Raw genomic sequence first — 19,174 nt, 5'->3', positions numbered from 1 at the left:
TTCAGGCCAGCGCGGCCAGCAGCTTGGCGTGAATGCCGCCAAACCCGCCGTTGCTCATGCACAGAATGTGGTCGCCGGGTTGAGCGGCTTTGACCACTTTGGCCGCCAAACCATCGATGGTGTCGCTGACGATGGCGCGATCGCCCATCTCCAGCAAGGCTTCGTTGGCATCCCAGCCCAAACCACCGCTGTGGCAGAAAGCCAGATCCGCCTCTTCCAGCGACCAAGGTAACTGCGCCTTCATCGTGCCCAGCTTCATGGTGTTGGAGCGCGGTTCAAATACGGCGAGGATGCGGTGATCCGGGCCCACTTTGCGACGCAGACCATCCAATGTGGTGCGAATGGCCGTGGGGTGGTGAGCAAAGTCGTCGTACACCGTGATGTTCCGCGCTGAACCCTTGACCTCCAACCGACGCTTCACATTGGCGAATTGTCCGAGTGCCGCACAAGCCTGCTGAGGCGTCACGCCCACGTGCTCGGCGGCCGCGATGGCCGCCAACGCGTTCATCTGGTTGTGTTCGCCCAACAGGCCCCACTCCACGCGCCCGGCCAGCACGCCGGCCTTCAGGACGTCAAACGCATGGGGTTCGCCGCGTGCGCGGAAGCCAGGGGCGTCACCCCGCACGCCAAAGCGTGCAACGTCGCTCCAACAGCCACGTTCCAGCACGCGGTTCAATGACTCTTCGCGAGCATTGACCACCAGGCGACCGCTCTTGGGGACGGTCCGCACCAGGTGGTGAAACTGCGTCTCGATGGCCGCCAGGTCCGCAAAGATGTCCGCGTGGTCAAACTCCAGGTTGTTGAGGATGGCCGTGCGAGGGCGGTAGTGCACAAACTTGCTGCGCTTGTCGAAGAAGGCTGTGTCGTATTCGTCAGCCTCGATCACAAACGGATGCCCGCTCCCAGGGCGAGACGCCTCGTCAATGCAGCCCAGCCGAGCGGACACGCCGAAGTTCTCTGGCACACCGCCGACCAGGAAGCCGGGCTGCATGCCCACGTGTTCCAGAATCCAGGTGAGCATGGAGGTGGTCGTGGTCTTGCCATGCGTGCCGGCCACGGCCAGCACGTGCCGACCCTGCAGCACGTTCTCGCTCAGCCATTGCGGACCGCTGGTGTAGGGCAGCCCTGCGTCCAAAATGGCTTCCATCAACGGGTTGCCCCGGCTGACCACATTGCCGACCACAAACAGATCGGGCTGTAGGTCCAATTGATCAACGGAATATCCCTCGATCAGATCGATGCCCAAGGCCCGCAACTGGTCGCTCATGGGCGGGTAGACGCCCGCATCGCAACCCGTCACACGATGGCCGGCTTCGCGTGCCAGCGCGGCCACGCCACCCATGAAGGTGCCGCAGATACCAAGAATGTGGATGTGCATGGAACTCAGAGCAGTCGGAAAGCCTCTGCCGCGGCAGCCACGGTGTCAGCAATGTCTTGTTCGGTGTGGGCGGCACTGACGAAGCCCGCTTCGTACATCGCGGGCGCCAGGTATACGCCGCGCTCCAGCACCAGATGGAAGAAGCGATTGAAGGTGTCAGAGCCGCGTGCCATCACCGTCTGATAGTTCTGCGGCAGGCTTTCGGCAAAGAAGAAGCCGAACATGCCGCCTTCGCAGTCAGCGACCAAAGGGACGCCTGCTTCGCGCGCTGCCAAAGTGAAGCCATCCATCAGATTGCGAGTGCTCAAGGACAGCTTGTCGAAGAATCCGGGCTGCTGGATCAGTTTCAGCGTGGCCAGACCGCAGGCCGTGGCCACCGGGTTGCCCGACAGCGTACCGGCCTGATAGACCGGACCCAGCGGCGCCAGCTTGCTCATGATCTCGCGGGAGGCGGCAAAGGCAGCCAGCGGCATGCCTCCACCAATCACCTTGCCGAACACGCTGATGTCCGGCTTGAAACCGGGCAGGGCCTTGGCATAAATGCTCTGTGCGCTGCCCAGGGCCACGCGGAAGCCACTCATGACCTCGTCAAACACGAACAAGGCGCCATGCTGGTCGCACAATTCGCGGATGCGCTGGACGAAGGGCACACTGGCGCGCACGAAGTTCATGTTGCCCGCAATGGGCTCGATCATCACGCAGGCGATCTCGCTGCCTTGTGTGGCAAACGCATCTTCGATCTGGGTCAGATTGTTGTATTCCAGAACCAGGGTGTGCTGCACCACCTCGGCGGGCACGCCTGCACTGGTGGGGTGGCCAAAGGTCGCCAGACCCGAGCCGGCCTTGACCAGCAGGGCGTCGGCATGACCGTGGTAGCAGCCTTCGAACTTGATGATCTTGTTGCGACCGGTGTAGCCGCGGGCCAGACGGATTGCGCTCATGCCCGCTTCGGTGCCTGAGCTGACCAGGCGTACTTGCTCGGCGCTGGGGACCAACTTCAGGATCTCTTCAGCCAGTTCGATTTCGCGCTCGGTGGGGGCGCCGAAAGAGAAGCCGTCCATGGCCGCCTTTTGAACGGCTTCCAGCACGTCGGGATGACCATGGCCCAGGATCATGGGGCCCCAAGAGCCGATGTAGTCGTGGTAGCGGCGACCTTCGGTGTCCCAGATGTAGGCGCCCTTGGCGCGGGTGATGAAGCGCGGTGTGCCGCCCACAGCTCGGAAGGCACGTACAGGCGAATTCACGCCGCCGGGAATGACGCGCTGCGCGCGCTCGAACAGGGATGCATTAGTGGACATGACGGGAATGAGGTGCTGGTGGGACGGTGTCGTCCGCAGTATTGTCGGTGTCTGTGAGGTCTTCTTCACCAGAAGGTTGCTCGCCAGGAGGCAAAGCCCAGAAGAATCGGTCAGGGACCACGCCACCCATGCCGGGACGGAAGCCTGCGTCCAGGGCTTGATCCAGGAAGCTCAGCGCTTCGGCCACGGCCGTGTCAAGGGGCGTGCCAGTGGAAATGATGGCGGTCAGCGCAGCCGACAGCGTGTCGCCCGCGCCAACGAAGTTGGCTTCAAAGCGTTCAAATCGCTCGCCGGTCATCGCGCCTTGCGGGGAGGTCAATACGTTGTCAATGAACTGGTCTGGCAGCGGGATACCCGTCACCAAGACGTAATCCGTTCCGTGCTCGGCGGCCGCCACAGCCAACTCTCGTGCTGAAGGGGGGCGCTCGGCATCCCACTCAGGCAAAAGAAAGTCAGTGAGTGTTTTGTGGCTGCCAACCAACACCATGGTGGCAGGAAGGATCAGTTCGCGGAAGGCATCGAGATAAGCCATTTGCGCATCCTCTTCCATCCACGAGAGGTTAGGAAGATAGGACACCAGAGGCACGTCGCTGTAATCAGACAGAACCTCTGCTACCGCGCTGACACCTTCGGCAGTGCCCAGAAAACCCACTTTCCAGGACGCGATCGTCGCATCCTCCAAGATGGACCGTGCCTGTTCTACAACAGCGTCCGAGTCAATGTCGAAGGACTCAAAGATCTCTGCGGTGTCGCGAACCAGGATGCTGGTAACCACCGGTAAGGCATGTGCGCCCATCGCCGAGATGGTTGCAATATCCGCACCGATGCCTGATGCGCCGCTGGGGTCACTGGCGTTGAACGACAGCACGCAGGCCGGTGCGCCCCCGTCCTGATCACCGAGGTTTGCGGGGGGCTCGTGTCCGGTATGAGGCGAATTCATGGCAGAAATTGTGAAGAATGGCGTAACCTGTGCCCACAAACCCTTGGATTTGTTACTCGGAGCGGTGGCTACAATCGATCCATTGTATTCAAGCTGGTTTGAGTCGACGTGAACGAATTTCGTACCTGGATGTGCCTGATTTGCGGTTGGATTTACGATGAGGCTGCGGGTTTGCCCGAGGAGGGGATACCTCCTGGGACCCGCTGGGCCGATGTGCCGATGAACTGGGTCTGCCCGGAGTGTGGTGCTCGTAAAGACGACTTTGAGATGGTGCAGGTCTGAACAGACGTTGAAGAACGGACAGATTTGCCCCAGACTGCAAAGTGCAGTCTGAGCAGTGTGGAGGAGTGTGTACGTGTCTGAAGCTGAAAACCCTGGTGTTCAGGGGCCCAAGAAGGTACTCGTCATTGACGACAGCAACACCATCCGCCGGAGTGCGGAAATCTTCCTGAAGCAGGGTGGCTATGAAGTGGTGTTGGCCGAAGACGGTTTTGACGCGTTGTCCAAGGTCAACGACCATAACCCCGACGTCATTTTTTGTGACATCCTGATGCCGCGACTGGACGGGTACCAAACCTGCGCCATCATCAAAAGAAATCCCCGGTTTACGCATACTCCGGTCATCATGCTTTCATCGAAGGATGGCTTGTTTGATAAGGCGCGGGGGCGTATGGTGGGCTCTCAGGATTACCTGACCAAGCCCTTCACAAAAGACCAGCTGCTTCAGGCCGTTGCCCATTACGGTTCGTAAGTCTCTCCATCATTCCCATAAATAACCATCGGGGATAAATGTCTGGCGTGCGACAAACTCCGTGAAACGGTTGTGCGCTTTGAGTGATTAAAGGTTTCATATGGCCATTGAGAAAATTCTGCTTGTTGACGATTCGAAGACCGAACTGCATGTGCTGTCGGACCTGCTGACCAAGAAGGGTTATCAGGTGCGCACGGCTGAAAACGGCGAGGAAGCCATGCGTCGTCTGGCGGAAGAAAAGCCTGACCTCATCCTGATGGATGTGGTGATGCCTGGCCAAAACGGCTTCCAACTGACGCGAGCCATCACCCGTGATCCCAACTTTGCGGATGTGCCGGTGATCATGTGCACGAGCAAGAACCAGGAAACCGATCGCGTGTGGGGCATGCGTCAGGGGGCTCGCGACTATGTCGTCAAGCCAGTCAACCCTGAAGAACTGCTCGCCAAGATCAAGGCCTTCGGCTGATCGACCAATCCACAAGATGGCCAACAAAGAAGCACTTAGGGAGTTGCAGCAACGTCTGGCGGAACGCCTTCAGACGGTGCGTGAGCACGCTCCGGCACGTAACTGGCTGGCCGTTGAGGTGGCAGGACACGGCTTCCTGTTTCCGCTTGAGCAGGCTGGTGAAATTTTTCCCCTGTCGGCAACGCAGTCCGTTCCGCACAGCCATCCATGGTTCCTCGGGGTGGCCAACCTTCGCGGCCAACTCAATGGCGTGGTAGATCTGGCTGTATTTCTGGGCTTGGCCCAGCGTCCTGCGCGCAATCTCGCTGAAACCGTTGGGCGAGATGCGGGACGTCTGGTGGCATTCAATGCATCTCTTCAGACGAACGCCGCGCTGCTGGTCGATCGGCTGTTGGGTTTGCGGAACGCAAGCATGTTGAAGCCGGTCGTGGGGGATGCGCAAATTGCGAAACCCCACTTTGTCGGCCAACACATGACCGATGAGCAGGGGCGGCCCTGGTATGAGCTTGATTTGGCCGCGCTGGCGGCTGACGAAGCATTTTTGAAGATCGATGTCTGACGGGGCGGCCCGTCTCGCTGTTCGCATCTGACGTTTGGAGCACAAGAACATGAGTTTCCTCAGTCGTATCAAGGACATGGGCAAGAGCCGGGATGACGCTGAAGTCCAGGTCGAGGCCTTGAGTACGGAAGGCGCCGCCACAGCGGCGGGTGCCCAGGGTGCAGACACCCAAGCGTCACCTTCGACGTTGCAGCCGCCAGTGGCCGGTCAGGGTGATTCGATCATTTCTGAAGCCGCTCCGTCGGAGTTCCCTGCTGACTACCGTCAGCAAGTGGAAGAAGCCGAGCCGGACGTGGATGAGCCTCGTTCGGGGCTTCCGCTGATCGGGCATTTGCGCCTGGATGCGCAGCAACGGATGCTCGGTGGAGCCTTGGCGGTTGGTGTGCTGGGTCTGGTGTTGGGGGCGTTCTTGTCGGTGAACTCCGCAGACCGTCGTGCGGCGCAGACCGGCGCGACCGGTCAGGCACTGATGCAGTCTCAGCGTTTGGCGAAGTCGGTGTCTCAAGCATTGATCGGTCGTGTTCCTGCGTTCCAGGAAGTGGCCGAGAGCTCGAAGATTTTGGCAACCAACGTTCGCGGGCTGTCTTCTGGTGACAGCAGCATGGGTCTACGTGAACTTTCGGGCGGTGCACGCGAGGCACTCGATCCGCTGCTGCCTCTGGTGCAGCGCGCAGAAAAGAACGCGAACTTCGTTTTGAGCCAGAAGCAAACCCTGATTCAGGTGAGCCAGGCTTTGAAGGAAGTGAACGGTCAGTCCTCTGAACTGATGGACTTGGCTGAAGGGATTGCCGCCAGCCGCCTTGAAGGTGGCAGCGTGTCGCCAGCCGAGGCACAAGCCTTGAACCAGTTGGTGATGCTGACGCAGCGTATCGGTAAGTCTGCCAACGAATTCCTGACCGTGGAAGGTGTGTCGACCGAGGCCGTCTTCCTGCTGGGCAAGGACTTGAACGCGTTCAAGGAAATCGCAGAAGGACTGCTGAACGGCAGCTCCGAGTTGCACTTGGCTGCCGCCAAGAAGGCTGAGACGCGTGAGCAACTGGAAGCACTGTTGAGCATTTTCGAGCGCACTCGTACCCAGTCGACCTACATCCTGGGTTCGCTGCAAGGTCTGGTGTCTGCACGTGACGCGCAAGTGGCCGTGATTGACGACAGTGAACCGCTGCGCAAGGGTCTGGAGCAAGTGCAGCAGAAGCTGTCGGATGGTTCCGGCATCGGCGGGTTCAACGTTGTGTTGATTCTGATGTTCCTGGGCTTGACTGTGGCATCGGCTTACGGCCTGCTGCGCGTGTTCCTGACAGACCAGACGCATCGCCGTCAAATCGCTGAATTCCAGCGTCAGGAAGCGGAACGTCAAGAACGTGAAGCCAAGCGCGTCAACGATGCCAACCAGGCTGCGATTCTGCGTTTGATGAACGAACTGCAGTCTGTGGCTGAAGGTGACTTGACGCAACAAGCGACGGTGACCGAAGACATCACGGGCGCGATTGCTGACTCGGTGAACTTCACGGTGGAAGAACTGCGTACGCTGGTGGCCCAGGTGCAGGGCACGGTGCAACGGGTGACCGACACCACCGGTCAGGTGGAAGCCACTTCGACCGAACTGCTGGCCGCCTCTGACGAACAGCTGCGTGAAATTCGCGAAACCGGTGAATCGGTGCTGCACATGGCGGGCCGGATTAACGAAGTGTCCGCACAAGCTCAGCAATCCGCTGAAGTGGCCCGCCAATCGCTGGCCGCTGCTGACTCCGGTCTGCAAGCCGTGCAAAACGCCATTGGTGGTATGAACACCATCCGTGAGCAGATTCAGGACACGTCCAAGCGGATCAAGCGTCTGGGTGAATCGTCACAGGAAATCGGTGAAATCACTGAACTGATTTCCGACATTACCGAACAGACCAACGTGCTGGCGCTGAACGCCGCCATTCAAGCGGCGTCTGCCGGTGAAGCCGGTCGCGGCTTCTCTGTGGTGGCCGAAGAAGTGCAACGTCTGGCTGAACGTTCGGCCGACGCGACCCGCGAAATTGCGGCGCTGGTGCGTACCATTCAGACCGATACCCAAGATGCCGTGGCCGCTATGGAACGCTCCACGCAGGGTGTGGTGGAAGGGGCCCGACTCTCTGACGCCGCCGGTTCTGCGCTGGGTGACATCGACCGCGTGTCTCGCCGACTCGCTGAACTGATTGAACAGATTTCTGCACAGGCTTTGCGCGAAGCTGAATCTGCGAACGTGGTGGTGGCCAACATCCAGCACATTTTCGCGGTGACCGAGCAGACTGGAGAAGGTACGCGTTCGACCACGCAACTGGTTCGTGAGCTGTCTCGTACCGCCCAAGAACTCCAACAATCGGTGTCTCGATTCAAGATTGCTTCCTGAGCTGGATGATTCATGGACAGCCTGCACCTCGACGCCTCGTCGCCCTCGGATGACCTCAGTGCCCTGGCGTGGGTGCATGAGGAACTGCGCAAGTCTCTGGATGCCGCCCACAAGGCGCTCCATCGTTGCCTGAAAGAGGTTTCCTCTCACGGCTTGTCCGACATGGATTCGCTGGATCCAGCTGTGCTTCGCACGGCGCGCCAGCAAATTCACCAGAGTGTTGGGGCGCTCGAACTGGCAGGCCTGTCAGCCGGGGCGACTCTGCTGCGGGCCAGCGAGGCCGTGGTACAGAAGCTGGTGAATCGGCCTCAGTTCATCAACGATGAAGTCGTTCGCGAAATCGAGCGTGCGTCGTTCGCATTGCTCGACTACATCGGTCGTCGCTTGGCGGGCAAATCCGTGTCTGCGATGTCGATGTTCCCGCAGTACGAGGTGCTGGTTGCGCGATCGGGGGGGGGCATGGCTCGTCCCACTGATTTGTGGGCGCAGGAATGGCCATCCCTGTCTTTGGAAGCACCATTGGCGCCGCCTGAGGGCGTGATGCCACGTGCGGCCGATGCTGCCACCGTGAGCGAGTTCGAGCACGGCTTGCTGAAACTGCTGCGTCGCAACCAACCTGCCGATGCGGTGGCCTTGGCCAAGCTGTGTGCCGAGTTGGCCACCGATGCGACCCAGCGACAGGCTCATCGCGAGTCGGCAACTTGGATGTTGGCCAGCGGGTTCCTGGAAGGCTTGGCTGGCAACCACGTGCCGCTGAGCGTGCACGCCAAGCGTGTGCTGTCCTCCTTGCTGAGTCAGTTGCGGGTGTTGGTGAAGGGGAAGGGTGTGCCTTCCGATCGCCTCGCCAGCGAGCTGTTGTTTTTCTGCGCGCAGGCCGGTGAGGTCCCTTCAGATCACGACTCGGTTTTGGCCCGCGTTCGCCGCACCTTCGGGTTGCAGCGCCACAAGCCGGTCAACTTGTCCGCATCCAGCTTGGGCAAATACGATCCGGCATGGATCACGCAGGCGCTCAAGCGCGTGGCTGGCGCCAAGGATGGTTGGTCAGCCGTTGCCGCCGACGAATTGCTGCGTTTGGGTGGCTTGAACGAACAATTTGCTCTGGTGTGTGACTCGTTGCGCAGGCTGTTCCCGCAAGGTGAGGAGCTTGCCGATGCCTTGAGCCACGCAGCCCAGACCACGGTCACGCAGGCCAAGGCGCCTGAGCCCAGTCTGGCCATGGAAGTGGCAACCAGCTTGCTCTACATCGAAGCTTGCCTGGAAGACGGTGAGTTCGATCAGCCGGAGCAGCAACCGCGTGTGTTGCGCTTGGCCGAGCGCATTCGAAATGTGGCCCAAGGTCAACCCGCCCAGCCGCTGGAAAGCTGGATGGAGGAGTTGTACCGTCGCGTTTCAGATCGCCAGACCATCGGGTCGGTGGTGGAAGAACTGCGTGGCACGTTGACCGAGTGCGAAAAACACATTGACGAATTCTTCCGCGCGCCACAGGAGCGTTCGCCTTTGGCAGCCGTTCCTTCCTTGCTGCAATCGATGCGCGGGGTGTTGGCGGTGCTGGGCATGGATCTGGCCGCGCAAGCCACGGTTCGCATGCGCGACGATATCAACCTTCTTTTGTTGCCCGAGACCGATCTGGATCAGGCTGCACAAGACGGTGTATTTGATCGACTGGCGTCCAATCTCGGTGCACTGGGCTTCCTGATTGACATGGTGGGCGTGCAGCCAACCTTGGCCAAGTCCTTGTTCCAGTACGACGAAGCATCAGGCATTCTGTCGCCTGTGATGGGGCGTGAGAAGAAGACTGTCACGTTGCCGGAAGACCCGGTCGAGGCGGTTGCCCAACATGTCGAGCAAATCCAACTGGAAGAGGCTCAGGCTGCTGCGGAAGATGTGGTGCTGGCCCTGCAAAGCGACGAAGCGTCGCTCAGCGATGTGTCGGAACATCTGCAAAAGCTGGTCGAGACGCCTCACGTTCAGGAGCAGACTGACTTGGCGGACAGTCTGGCCGCTGCGCAGGCTGCGCTGGCAACAGCACAGTCTTCAGATGACTCTGACGCTGTTGCTGCCGCACGTGAGCAGGTCGCGCAAGTGTTGTCGGACTTTACGCAGTCGGTTTCGGACGATGCCACGCTGGATTTGGCCCCTGCCGAGTCAGCACCTGCGCCTGCCCCCCTGATGCCTGCTGCCGTCGCCGCCCCGGTCGAGACCGGGTTGGAAGAAGACGACGAGATGCGCGACATCTTTTTGGAAGAGGCGCGCGAAGTGATCGAGACCGCGCGCTCTGGATTGGGCGATCTGGTGCGTCATCCGAGCGATGTCGCTGCGATGACCTCCGTTCGCCGCGCCTTCCATACACTGAAGGGCAGCTCGCGCATGGTCGGGCTCAAGGAGTATGGTGAGGCAGGTTGGGCGTGCGAACAGTTGTACAACGCATGCTTGGCGACCCAAGAGCCTGCAGGCGAAGATCTGCTGGCCGTGACGGGCGAATTGCTGTCGCACTTCGAGGCATGGACCGATGCCATCGCCAATCGTGACGATGCGCAATGGCGCCACGATCCGGTCACCAAGGTGGCTGAGTCGCTGCGACTGCACGGTCAGCGCTTGTCGTTGGCTGACGAGTTGGCTACGGCGTCACCGGTTATCGAACTGCCAGAGGTAGATCAGGCGGTTGAGTTCGAGCTTGAGGCTGCGCCGGTTGCAGAGCCCGATGTTGTCATCGAATTGGTGGAGACCTCGGACGCGTCAGAGCCGGCGCAAGCATTGCCCGACCTGGAGCTGAGCGCGGAGCTGCCCGCCGTCGAAGAAGCCTTTGAGCCGACCACGGTGGAGCCAGAAGTTGCGCTGGATGTGTCCGAGCCTGCGGCCGAGGTGATCGAGCCCGTCGAGTTGCCTGCAGAAGAGCTGCTGGAGTTGGACTTTGACTTGGATGCCCCGCCAGTCACCGAAGAGTCTGAGTCGCCCGTTGGCGAAGTCGAGACTGCGGATGATTTGAATGCCTTGTCGCTGGATGAGCCTCTCATCGAGGACGTCGAGTTGGTCGAAGCATTGCCTGTCGAGGAAGATGCGATCGCAACCGTTGAATCGGTTGAGTTGGTGACCGAAGCGTTCGCGCAGGAAGTGCCTGCAGAACTGCTGGTGGCAGAGCCCGCACCCGAGTTGGTTGATTTGCCCGACTTGGTGCTGGAAGACGTCGAGCAACCTGTCGAGGTGATCGAACCCGCTCTTGACGTGGTGGCCGATTCGGGTGAGTTGCTGCCATTGGCGACGCCGGCTGATTCTGAGCTGTCCCTTGAGACGCCGGTGCTGGATGCCGACGTGGTATCTCCAGAAATCGAACTGGATCTCAACACGCTGGAATTGCGTGATGTGGTGGATCTGGACAGTGATGAGATCACGCAAGCCGGTGCACTGGATTTGGTCGAGCCAGAGGCCTTGTCTGCCGAGGTGGTGCCCGAGCTGGAAGATCAGGCGCATATCGACCTGCCTGGCGAAGAAGCCGTGGTGGCAAATGAGTTGCCAGACATTGCGGATGGCGCAGAGCCAGCAGACAGCATCGAAGTCAGCGATGCTGGGGATGTCGATGATGAGCAGGTGAAGGTGGTCGGTCCGCTGCGGATCAGCATCCCGCTGTTCAATATCTATCTCAACGAGGCAGACGAACAGTCTCGCCGTTTGAGCACTGCACTCAGCGAGTGGGCGTTGGAGTTCCATGCGCCAGTGGGTGACGATGCGGTTGCGCTGGCTCACTCTCTGGCTGGCAATTCGGCGACTGTGGGTTACTCAGAGTTGTCGCAGTTGGCCCGCCTGCTTGAGCACTCGTTGATGCGCTCCCAGACATTGGGTGGCGGTGATGAAGCCACAGCAGAGTTGTTCAACGACGCTGCTGAGGAAATCCGTCGACTGTTGCACCAGTTTGCTGCGGGGTTCTTGAAGACGCCGTCTGACGAATTGATGCAGCGTCTGGAACACTATGACCATGATGCTTCACGTCGCATCGAGGCGCAGAGCCTGGTGGGTGATTTGGATGTTCCGTCAGGGGCCATCCCGTTGGATGACGGCATCCCGTCCATGCCCGCAGGCGAGCGGCCACACCTGCGCTTGGTTCGTTCCGACGACGAGCTGATCGAGGCGTTGCCGAGCGAGGTTTTGGCTTCGGATGTGGTTGAAGAGCCTGTGTCAGACGCACCCGTTAGCGAGTTGGCACCATTGGTGCAACCGGTTGCTTTGGGTGTTGCCGAGTTCAAGTCTTTGGATGAACTGCCTCAGCTGTCATCGTCTGGTGCGGTTTCCGTGACGGCCAGTGACATTGGTCACTGGGAGGACGAAGCTGACATTGATGCCGTCGACCATGTCGACGTGGATCTGTTCCCGATCTTCGAAGAAGAGGCGCAGGAGCTGTTGCCACAACTGGCAACCGAAGTGCGTCAGTGGGCCCAACGTCCGGATGATGTAGCGTCTGCGACGGCCTGCATGCGTACGCTCCACACCTTCAAGGGCGGTGCGCGCTTGTCGGGCGCGATGCGCTTGGGCGAGTTGGCTCACCGTTTGGAGTCGACCATCGAGCGACTGTTGGCATCCGAGCAAATGACGGCTCAGGATGTCGAGCCGCTGGAAGCTCGTGTGGACCGTTTGATTGAGGTTTTCGAGGGCCTGCAAAAGCAGGACGCGCAAGCTTACGAAGCAGAGGTTCAACGCGTTGAAGCGGAAGTGGCCCACGAGGTGCCAGTGCCAGCCGCTGTGGAAGCGTTGCCTGAGCCAGATCTCGTACTGACCGATTCGCCTCTGAACGTTGACACCGATCTGCCGCTGCAAGACTTGGTGCAGGATGAGTCCGGCGAAGTGGTGGCCCTGCTGGCCGAGGCGGAGCAAGCCGCTGATGGCTCATCTGGTGATGAGTCGTCGAGAGAGCCGGTTCGTGCCGCAGGACTGCGTCAGGCGCCTGAGTTGAAGCTCAACCCGATCAACTGGGCTGCGTTGACAGCCAGCGGTTGGCAAAGCTCGCAGCGCGTCGTGCGTGACATGGCACACGCCGCTTCTCAGGCTGCCGTGCGCGTACGTCCCCAACTGCTGGATCGTTTGGTGAACCATGCGGGTGAAGTGTCCATCACCCGTACACGTCTGGAATCTCAAGTGGGTCAGATCCGTGGCTCGCTGAATGACCTGACCGATAACTTGGAACGTCTGCGTCAGCAACTGCGTGACATCGAACTGCAAGCCGAAACGCAAATGTCGACACGGATGGAAGCCGCGCGTGCTGCCAGCCAGGACTTCGATCCGCTCGAATTCGACCGTTACACCCGCTTCCAGGAGTTGACACGGATGATGGCCGAGTCGGTCAACGACGTGGCGACGGTTCAGCGCACACTGCAGCGCAACTTGGAAACGGCAGAAGATCAATTGGCGGCACAGGCACGTTTGACTCGTGACTTGCAAGACGATCTGCTGCGGACACGGATGGTGGAGTTCGAAGGCGTTTCGGATCGCCTCTACCGCGTGGTGCGTCTGGCTGCCAAGGAAACAGGTAAGCAGGTTCGTCTGGATATCGTGGGGGGCTCAACGGAAATTGACCGTGGCGTGCTCGACCGGATGACCGGTGCATTTGAGCACTTGCTGCGCAACTGTATTTCTCACGGGATTGAGGCGCCTGAGGTGCGTTTGGCTTCCGGCAAGGACGCTGCAGGTCTGGTAACCGTCTCGCTGCGTCAAGAAGGCAACGAAGTCGCGATCGAGTTCCGTGATGACGGCGCAGGACTCAACTTGCCGCGTATCCGCGAAAAGGCAGAAGCAACCGGTTTGATCTCGGCATCTGATGCGCCATCGGATAACGAACTGGCCCAGTTGATCTTCACGCCAGGTTTCACGACGGCTGATCGCGTGACCGAGTTGGCTGGGCGTGGTATCGGGATGGATGTGGTTCGTTCCGAAGTGAACGCCATGGGTGGTCGCATTGAAACCGCCACCTCGCCTGGCCGTGGCACCAGCTTCACACTGGTGCTGCCGCTGACCACCGCGGTCACCCAGGTGGTCATGCTGCGTTGCGGCGCACACACCGTGGCGGTGCCGACGCACTTGGTGGAGATCGTTCGTCGCGCTCGTCCTGCTGAGGTCGAAACGGCATACCAGCAAGGTAGTTTCGCCGCTGGTGATCAACTGCTCTCGTTTTACTGGTTGGGGTCGTTGCTGGACTTCACGCCGCGTAGCCAGGAAATGGCAGCCCGCACCTTGCCGATTGTGATCATGCGATCGGCTGCGCAGCGTATCGCGCTGCACGTTGACGAAGTGCTGGGCAACCAGGAAGTGGTTGTGAAGAACTTGGGTACGCAGTTGTCACGCATGCCTGGTCTGGCAGGTCTGACGCTGTTGGCATCCGGGGCGGTATCACTGATTTACAACCCCGTTGCGTTGGCGACGGTGTACGGCGCTCGTGCACACAGCTGGACACAGCAGGCGCTGGAAGCCAGCCATCTGCCAGTGGCAGATCTGGGCACCACGACCCAGGAGGCCGAAGCTGAAATGCTGGCGCCACTGGTCTTGGTGGTCGATGACTCGCTGACGGTCCGTCGCGTGACGCAACGACTGCTGGCGCGTGAGGGCTACCGCGTGGCGTTGGCGAAGGACGGTCTGGAAGCGCTGGAAATGCTGGCCGAAGAGCGTCCATCCGTGGTGCTGTCAGACATTGAGATGCCTCGCATGGATGGCTTCGATTTGGTGCGTAACATTCGCGCAGACGCCAAGCTGGCTGACCTGCCCGTCATCATGATCACCTCGCGAATTGCTCAGAAACATCGTGATTACGCCGTTGAATTGGGTGTGAATCACTATTTGGGTAAACCCTATGGTGAAGAAGAGCTGCTAGCATTGGTTGCGCAGTACGTTGCCGGGCAACTGGCAGCGGTGTGATAGACAAACGAAGTAGTCATCTTGTCGCCCTCGGCTCAACCGTCAGACCCCCTCGAAGGCTCCGCTCAGGAGTCGGGTGATGCCATCTCCCATCTCGCTGCGTTGACTGCGCAGCGAGACCGAGAGCTATTGGACGTTTCACTTGCTCAGAGCGTGCTGGATCTGTTGCCTGTGTCCAGTGTCGGTGTGTACCGGCTGGTTGGCAGCGAGCATGAAACACGGCGTTGGCTCTGTTGTGGCTTGGCCCGTCGGGGCCAAGTGACGGTCAACGATCCCTCGTGGGTGGACTTGGAGTCGCTGCCCACATTGGAGGCGTTCCCGCTGCGCCAATTGGTGCTGGATTCGCGACTGCTGGAGCAAGCCGAGCTACCCAGCGCCAGTTTGTTGGCGCCAGACCATCGTTTCGTGACGGTGCTGCCATTGATGGTGGAGGTCGGGCTGCCTGGAGTGCTTGAGTTGCACGCGGATCAGCCCCTGACGGCGGGTGCTTTGCGCACGATTCAGACCTTGCTTCGGGTGTTTGGCAATTTCCAGAACCTATTGGAATCCAGTCAGCGTGACGCTTTGACGGGACTGCTGAACCGCCAGACCTTCGATGCGACTTTCTTGAAAGCGTCGATGTTGGGTGCGTCTGAACCCATCAACACCTCAGACGCCGATCGCCGTGCGAACTGCTCAACCGGGTATTGGTTGGGCGTTATTGACATTGACCACTTCAAATTGGTGAACGACCGGTTCGGGCATTTGATCGGCGACGAAGTGTTGGTGCTGGTCGCACGGATCATGCGTCAATCATTCCGTCATTACGATCGCTTGTATCGCTTTGGTGGTGAGGAATTTGTCGTCTTGCTGCGTGGCGGATCCGAAGCCGACGCACTGGCCGCTTTTGAGCGTTTCCGTTCCAATGTTGAAGGCTACGCCTTCCCGCAGGTTGGGCGTGTGACTGTAAGTCTGGGCTTCACTGAAGTTCAGCCCAAGGACACACCCAGCCAGGCTTTCGAGCGCGCAGACCAAGCGGTTTACCAAGCCAAACACCAAGGGCGCAATCAGGTCCTCTGTTACGACGCACTGGTGCGTGCGGGGATCTTGGAGAGTGAAGGCCAGCACGTTGGTGACGTTGAATTGTTCTGACTGTCTTCTCCCTGGCAAGTTGATCAGCGCCGCGTCTTGGAACGCGGCGTTGTTTTTTCCGCGCCGTCTTTGACGACCGCAAAGCGGGCCAATGTCTCGGCACGTGCTTCATCGTGTTGCACGATGGGCGCGGGGTAATCTCGGCCGATCACGAAGTCGTCGCTGGCTGCGAGATCTGTGGGGCGAGCTTCCCAGGGCGCATGGATGGCGGCGTCGGGCAGTTGCGCCAATTCCGGGACATAGCGCCGAATGAACTTGCCCTGCGGGTCAAACTTCTCGCTTTGACTGATGGGGTTGAAGATACGGAACCAAGGTTGAGCGTCGCAGCCTGTGGACGCGGCCCACTGCCAGCCTCCGTTGTTTGCCGCGAGGTCGAAGTCCAGTAGTTTTTCGGCGAAGTAAGCCTCGCCACGACGCCAGTCAATCCCCAAGTCTTTCACCAAAAAGCTGGCCACCACCATGCGCAAGCGGTTGTGCATGTAGCCCGTCTGGTTGAGTTGGCGCATGGCTGCGTCCACCAGTGGATACCCCGTCCGGCCATCGCACCATGCCTGGAAATGGGCATTGGCTTTGGCCCCGTGTGCCCACTTGATCTTGTCGTACTCGCGCTTGTAGGCGTTGCCCACGACGTGCGGGTGATGAAACAGGATCTGGTGATAAAAATCCCGCCAGATGAGCTCGGATAACCAGGTTTGTGCGCCAGATGAGCCGGCTTGGGCTCGTGTCCGGGCCAGATCCACCAAGTGGCGGATCGACACCGTGCCGAAACGCAGGTGCGTCGAGAGGTAACTGGGGCCTTTGATCCCTGGGAAGTCCCGCGTTTCGTCGTAGCGGTCGATGCGACGCAGAAAGTCGTCCAGCAAGCGCTGTGCGCCAGACATGCCCGGCGGCACCTTCAGTGCGCCGACCCCCTCAAATCCCATCTGGCTCAAAGACGGGATGTGCTGCTCGCCCATGGCGTCCACGCCAGATGGGACCGGTGCGAGATGCGCAGCGTAACGGTGGACCGGATAGGGCTTGACGTAAAACGGTTCGATTTTCTTCAGCCACGCATTTTTGTAGGGGGTGAACACCCCGTAAGGCGTGTCGTTACCTGTCAGAACTTCGTTGCGTTCAAAAATAACATGGTCTTTGAGCGTGTAAAGCGCTGCACCAATGTCACTCAAGCGGCCGCGCACCGCAGCGTCGCGGGCCAAGGCCGCGGGCTCGTCGTCATGGTTGGCAAAGACGGTTTGCACGCCTAATTCAGCGGCGAGTTGAGGGATCACGGCCTTGGCGGAGCCATATCGCACGATCAGCCCGCAGTGCTCCGGGTGTTTGACACCTGCGTGCAAAGCCGCCTCACGGAGCTTTTGATCCAGCTCGACGATGCTGTCATGGATGAACGCGACGCGTCGGTCCTGGCGTGGCAAGGATTCCAGAATGTCGCTGTCGAACACGAAGGCGCACCACACCCTGCCGTTGCTCTTGAGAGCATGGAAGAGGGCGGCATGGTCCTCGCTGCGCAAATCGCGACGAAACCAGACCAAAGCGGAAGCGTTAGACACATTCATGATCGGGCATTCACATCAAGTCAGCAGGGGTGGGGCAGGGCATCTAAAATGACGGACATGTCCTCAGGCGCTTCTTCTACACCCATCAATCTGACCAACCAGTTTCTCATTGCCATGCCAGGCATGAGTGACGGCAATTTTGCCGGTACGGTGGTCTATCTGTGCGAGCACAACGAAAAAGGCGCGCTGGGATTGGTGATCAATCGTCCGATTGACATCAGTCTCAAGAATTTGTTTGAAAAGGTGGACCTGCCTTTGGACCGTGGTGATCTGGCTGAACGTCCTGTGTATCTGGGTGGACCGGTGCAAACAGAGCGTGGTTTTGTGCTGCACGAAAGCCTGGACGACGAGGGCGGGCACTACAACTCCACCTTGAAGATTGCACAAGGCTTGGAGATGACCACCTCGCGCGATGTGCTGGAGGCCCTCTCCAATGGTGCGGGGCCGCGCAAGGTGTTCATCACCCTGGGCTATTCCGGCTGGAGTGCCGGGCAGTTGGAAGACGAGATCTCGCGCAATGGCTGGCTGACGGTCAACGCGGATCCGGCCGTCATTTTCGATACCCCGGTGGAACAACGTTACGACAGGGCTTTGTCTTTGCTGGGTGTGGACCGGAGTTTCCTCATGGGCGAGGCGGGCCACGCATGAGCGGGCCAGCGTCTCGGACCTTGCGGCAGTATCTGGCCTTTGATTACGGTCTCAAGCGGGTGGGGGTGGCCACGGGTAACAGTGTGTCGCGCCAGGCGCAGCCCCTGCGTACCATCGAGGCCGAAGGCAAGCTACGTTTCGAGCAGATTGCACGCCTGATTGACGAATGGCAGCCCAATGCCTTGGTGATTGGCGTACCCTTCCACCCCGATGGTGCCGAGCACGAAAACACCGTTCGGGCCCGCAAATTTGGCGGGCAGTTGCGTGGCCGGTTCCATCTGCCGGTTCATGAGGTGGACGAGCGGTATTCCACAACCGAGGCCCATGCCTATGGTGCCAAGGATCTGGATGCGGCCTCGGCTGCCATCCTCCTGCAACAGTATTTCAACGATCATCCTGAGGATGATTCTTCTGGAGAGGCCTGAGTGAGCCATACCCTACACCTTGACGCAGAGGCCCTGTACGCCAATCTGCTGGTCGGCGTGCGCCGCATCGTGACCCCCGAGACCGTGTTGGTGGGGGTGTGGTCGGGTGGCGCCTGGCTGGCTGAGCGCCTCAAAGCCGATCTGGGACTCCAGACGCCTCACGGCGTCATCTCGTCGGCCTTGCACCGCGACGACTTCGGCTCGCGCGGCATGGTGTCGTCCAAAGACGCCACCCATCTGCCTTTCGAGGTCGATGGCGCGCACATCCTGCTGATCGATGACGTGATCTACACCGGACGCACCACGCGTGCGGTCCTCAACGAACTGTTTGACTTTGGCCGTCCGGCCAGTGTCACCCTGGCGGTCCTGGTGGACCGTGGCGGGCGTCAGTTGCCGTTTGAGCCCGCCTTGTCGGCGGCCCGCATTACCTTGCCCTCTGAAGAGCGTGTCGCCCTTGACCGCGCCGAAGACGGCCGCTTCCAATTCCATTTCGAGAGGGACTGATGGTCAGGACCAACCCCCAACTCAACAAGCACGGTGAATTGATTCACCTGCTGTCCACCGAAGGCCTGCCCAAGGCCATCATTCACCAGATTCTGGACACCGCAGAGCAGTTTCTGAGCGTCAATGAGCGCGAGGTCAAGAAGGTGCCACTCTTGCGTGGCAAGAGCGTGTTCAATTTGTTCTTTGAGAACAGCACCCGCACGCGCACCACGTTCGAGATCGCGGCCAAGCGCCTGAGCGCCGACGTCATCAA

General features: G+C 59.9%; 14 protein-coding genes and 1 pseudogene. 11 read left to right on the top strand and 4 right to left on the bottom strand.

The features are described 5' to 3' along the window. Position 1 precedes the first annotated feature (1 nt). Genes mpl through thiD form a run of 3 tightly spaced genes read right to left on the bottom strand, consistent with a single transcriptional unit; the run spans position 2 to position 3,616 of the window. Positions 2-1,378 (bottom strand): UDP-N-acetylmuramate:L-alanyl-gamma-D-glutamyl-meso-diaminopimelate ligase, encoded by a 1,377-nt coding sequence (mpl, locus tag ACOYNB_RS06250; protein ID WP_422838266.1) that lies wholly within the window; start codon positions 1,376-1,378, stop codon positions 2-4. Between the two features lie 5 nt (positions 1,379-1,383). Continuing rightward, positions 1,384-2,676 carry a glutamate-1-semialdehyde 2,1-aminomutase gene (gene hemL, locus ACOYNB_RS06245; protein ID WP_422838265.1) on the bottom strand — a complete coding sequence of 431 codons (1,293 nt, stop codon included), beginning with the start codon at positions 2,674-2,676 and terminating at the stop codon, positions 1,384-1,386. Next, the gene (gene thiD, locus ACOYNB_RS06240) at positions 2,666-3,616 is read right to left on the bottom strand and encodes a bifunctional hydroxymethylpyrimidine kinase/phosphomethylpyrimidine kinase (RefSeq protein WP_422838264.1); all 951 of its coding nucleotides are present in this window, start codon (positions 3,614-3,616) and stop codon (positions 2,666-2,668) included. Before thiD ends, hemL begins: the two co-directional genes overlap by 11 nt. 129 nt (positions 3,617-3,745) lie before the next feature. Here thiD and ACOYNB_RS06235 point away from each other — a divergent pair, with 129 nt between their 5' ends. The 7 genes from ACOYNB_RS06235 to ACOYNB_RS06205 all read left to right on the top strand — a co-directional run bounded on the left by ACOYNB_RS06235 (position 3,746) and on the right by ACOYNB_RS06205 (position 15,791). Next, positions 3,746-3,898, top strand: coding sequence for a rubredoxin (locus ACOYNB_RS06235; RefSeq protein ID WP_374256425.1), 153 nt, complete (start codon positions 3,746-3,748; stop codon positions 3,896-3,898). A gap of 73 nt (positions 3,899-3,971) precedes the next feature. Then, complete coding sequence (locus tag ACOYNB_RS06230) at positions 3,972-4,367, top strand: response regulator (protein WP_374256413.1); 396 nt, start codon at positions 3,972-3,974, stop codon at positions 4,365-4,367. Between the two features lie 100 nt (positions 4,368-4,467). Beyond that, positions 4,468-4,833: a response regulator gene (locus ACOYNB_RS06225; protein ID WP_374256411.1), complete on the top strand. Its 366-nt coding sequence runs from the start codon at positions 4,468-4,470 to the stop codon at positions 4,831-4,833. Between the two features lie 16 nt (positions 4,834-4,849). Then, the gene (locus ACOYNB_RS06220) at positions 4,850-5,392 is read left to right on the top strand and encodes a chemotaxis protein CheW (RefSeq protein WP_422838263.1); all 543 of its coding nucleotides are present in this window, start codon (positions 4,850-4,852) and stop codon (positions 5,390-5,392) included. A 49-nt stretch (positions 5,393-5,441) separates the two neighbouring features. Next, entirely contained in the window at positions 5,442-7,766 is a 2,325-nt protein-coding gene (locus tag ACOYNB_RS06215) for a methyl-accepting chemotaxis protein (protein ID WP_422838262.1), read from the top strand. A gap of 12 nt (positions 7,767-7,778) precedes the next feature. After that, positions 7,779-14,660 carry an Hpt domain-containing protein gene (locus ACOYNB_RS06210; RefSeq protein ID WP_422838261.1) on the top strand — a complete coding sequence of 2,294 codons (6,882 nt, stop codon included), beginning with the start codon at positions 7,779-7,781 and terminating at the stop codon, positions 14,658-14,660. A gap of 21 nt (positions 14,661-14,681) precedes the next feature. Beyond that, complete coding sequence (locus ACOYNB_RS06205) at positions 14,682-15,791, top strand: GGDEF domain-containing protein (RefSeq protein WP_422838260.1); 1,110 nt, start codon at positions 14,682-14,684, stop codon at positions 15,789-15,791. A gap of 23 nt (positions 15,792-15,814) precedes the next feature. Here ACOYNB_RS06205 and ACOYNB_RS06200 read toward each other — a convergent pair whose 3' ends face one another. Next, positions 15,815-17,344 carry a cryptochrome/photolyase family protein gene (locus ACOYNB_RS06200; RefSeq protein ID WP_422838259.1) on the bottom strand — a complete coding sequence of 510 codons (1,530 nt, stop codon included), beginning with the start codon at positions 17,342-17,344 and terminating at the stop codon, positions 15,815-15,817. 57 nt (positions 17,345-17,401) lie between these two features. Here ACOYNB_RS06200 and ACOYNB_RS06195 point away from each other — a divergent pair, with 57 nt between their 5' ends. From ACOYNB_RS06195 to pyrB, 4 genes and pseudogenes are all read left to right on the top strand, one after another. Then, positions 17,402-17,992: a YqgE/AlgH family protein gene (locus ACOYNB_RS06195; RefSeq protein ID WP_422838258.1), complete on the top strand. Its 591-nt coding sequence runs from the start codon at positions 17,402-17,404 to the stop codon at positions 17,990-17,992. Beyond that, entirely contained in the window at positions 17,989-18,417 is a 429-nt protein-coding gene (gene ruvX, locus ACOYNB_RS06190) for a Holliday junction resolvase RuvX (RefSeq protein WP_422838257.1), read from the top strand. Before ACOYNB_RS06195 ends, ruvX begins: the two co-directional genes overlap by 4 nt. After that, positions 18,418-18,921 (top strand): bifunctional pyr operon transcriptional regulator/uracil phosphoribosyltransferase PyrR, encoded by a 504-nt coding sequence (gene pyrR / locus ACOYNB_RS06185; protein ID WP_422838256.1) that lies wholly within the window; start codon positions 18,418-18,420, stop codon positions 18,919-18,921. Next, positions 18,921-19,174, top strand: a pseudogene (gene pyrB / locus ACOYNB_RS06180) (aspartate carbamoyltransferase catalytic subunit); the annotation flags it as partial. The gene pyrR and the pseudogene pyrB, both read left to right, overlap by 1 nt.

The organism is Aquabacterium sp. (assembly GCF_049317225.1).
In the GTDB taxonomy this organism is placed as follows: domain Bacteria; phylum Pseudomonadota; class Gammaproteobacteria; order Burkholderiales; family Burkholderiaceae_C; genus Aquabacterium.
Note: the sequence above shows the minus strand (reverse complement) of the source record. Positions and strands in the feature narration are given on the sequence as shown.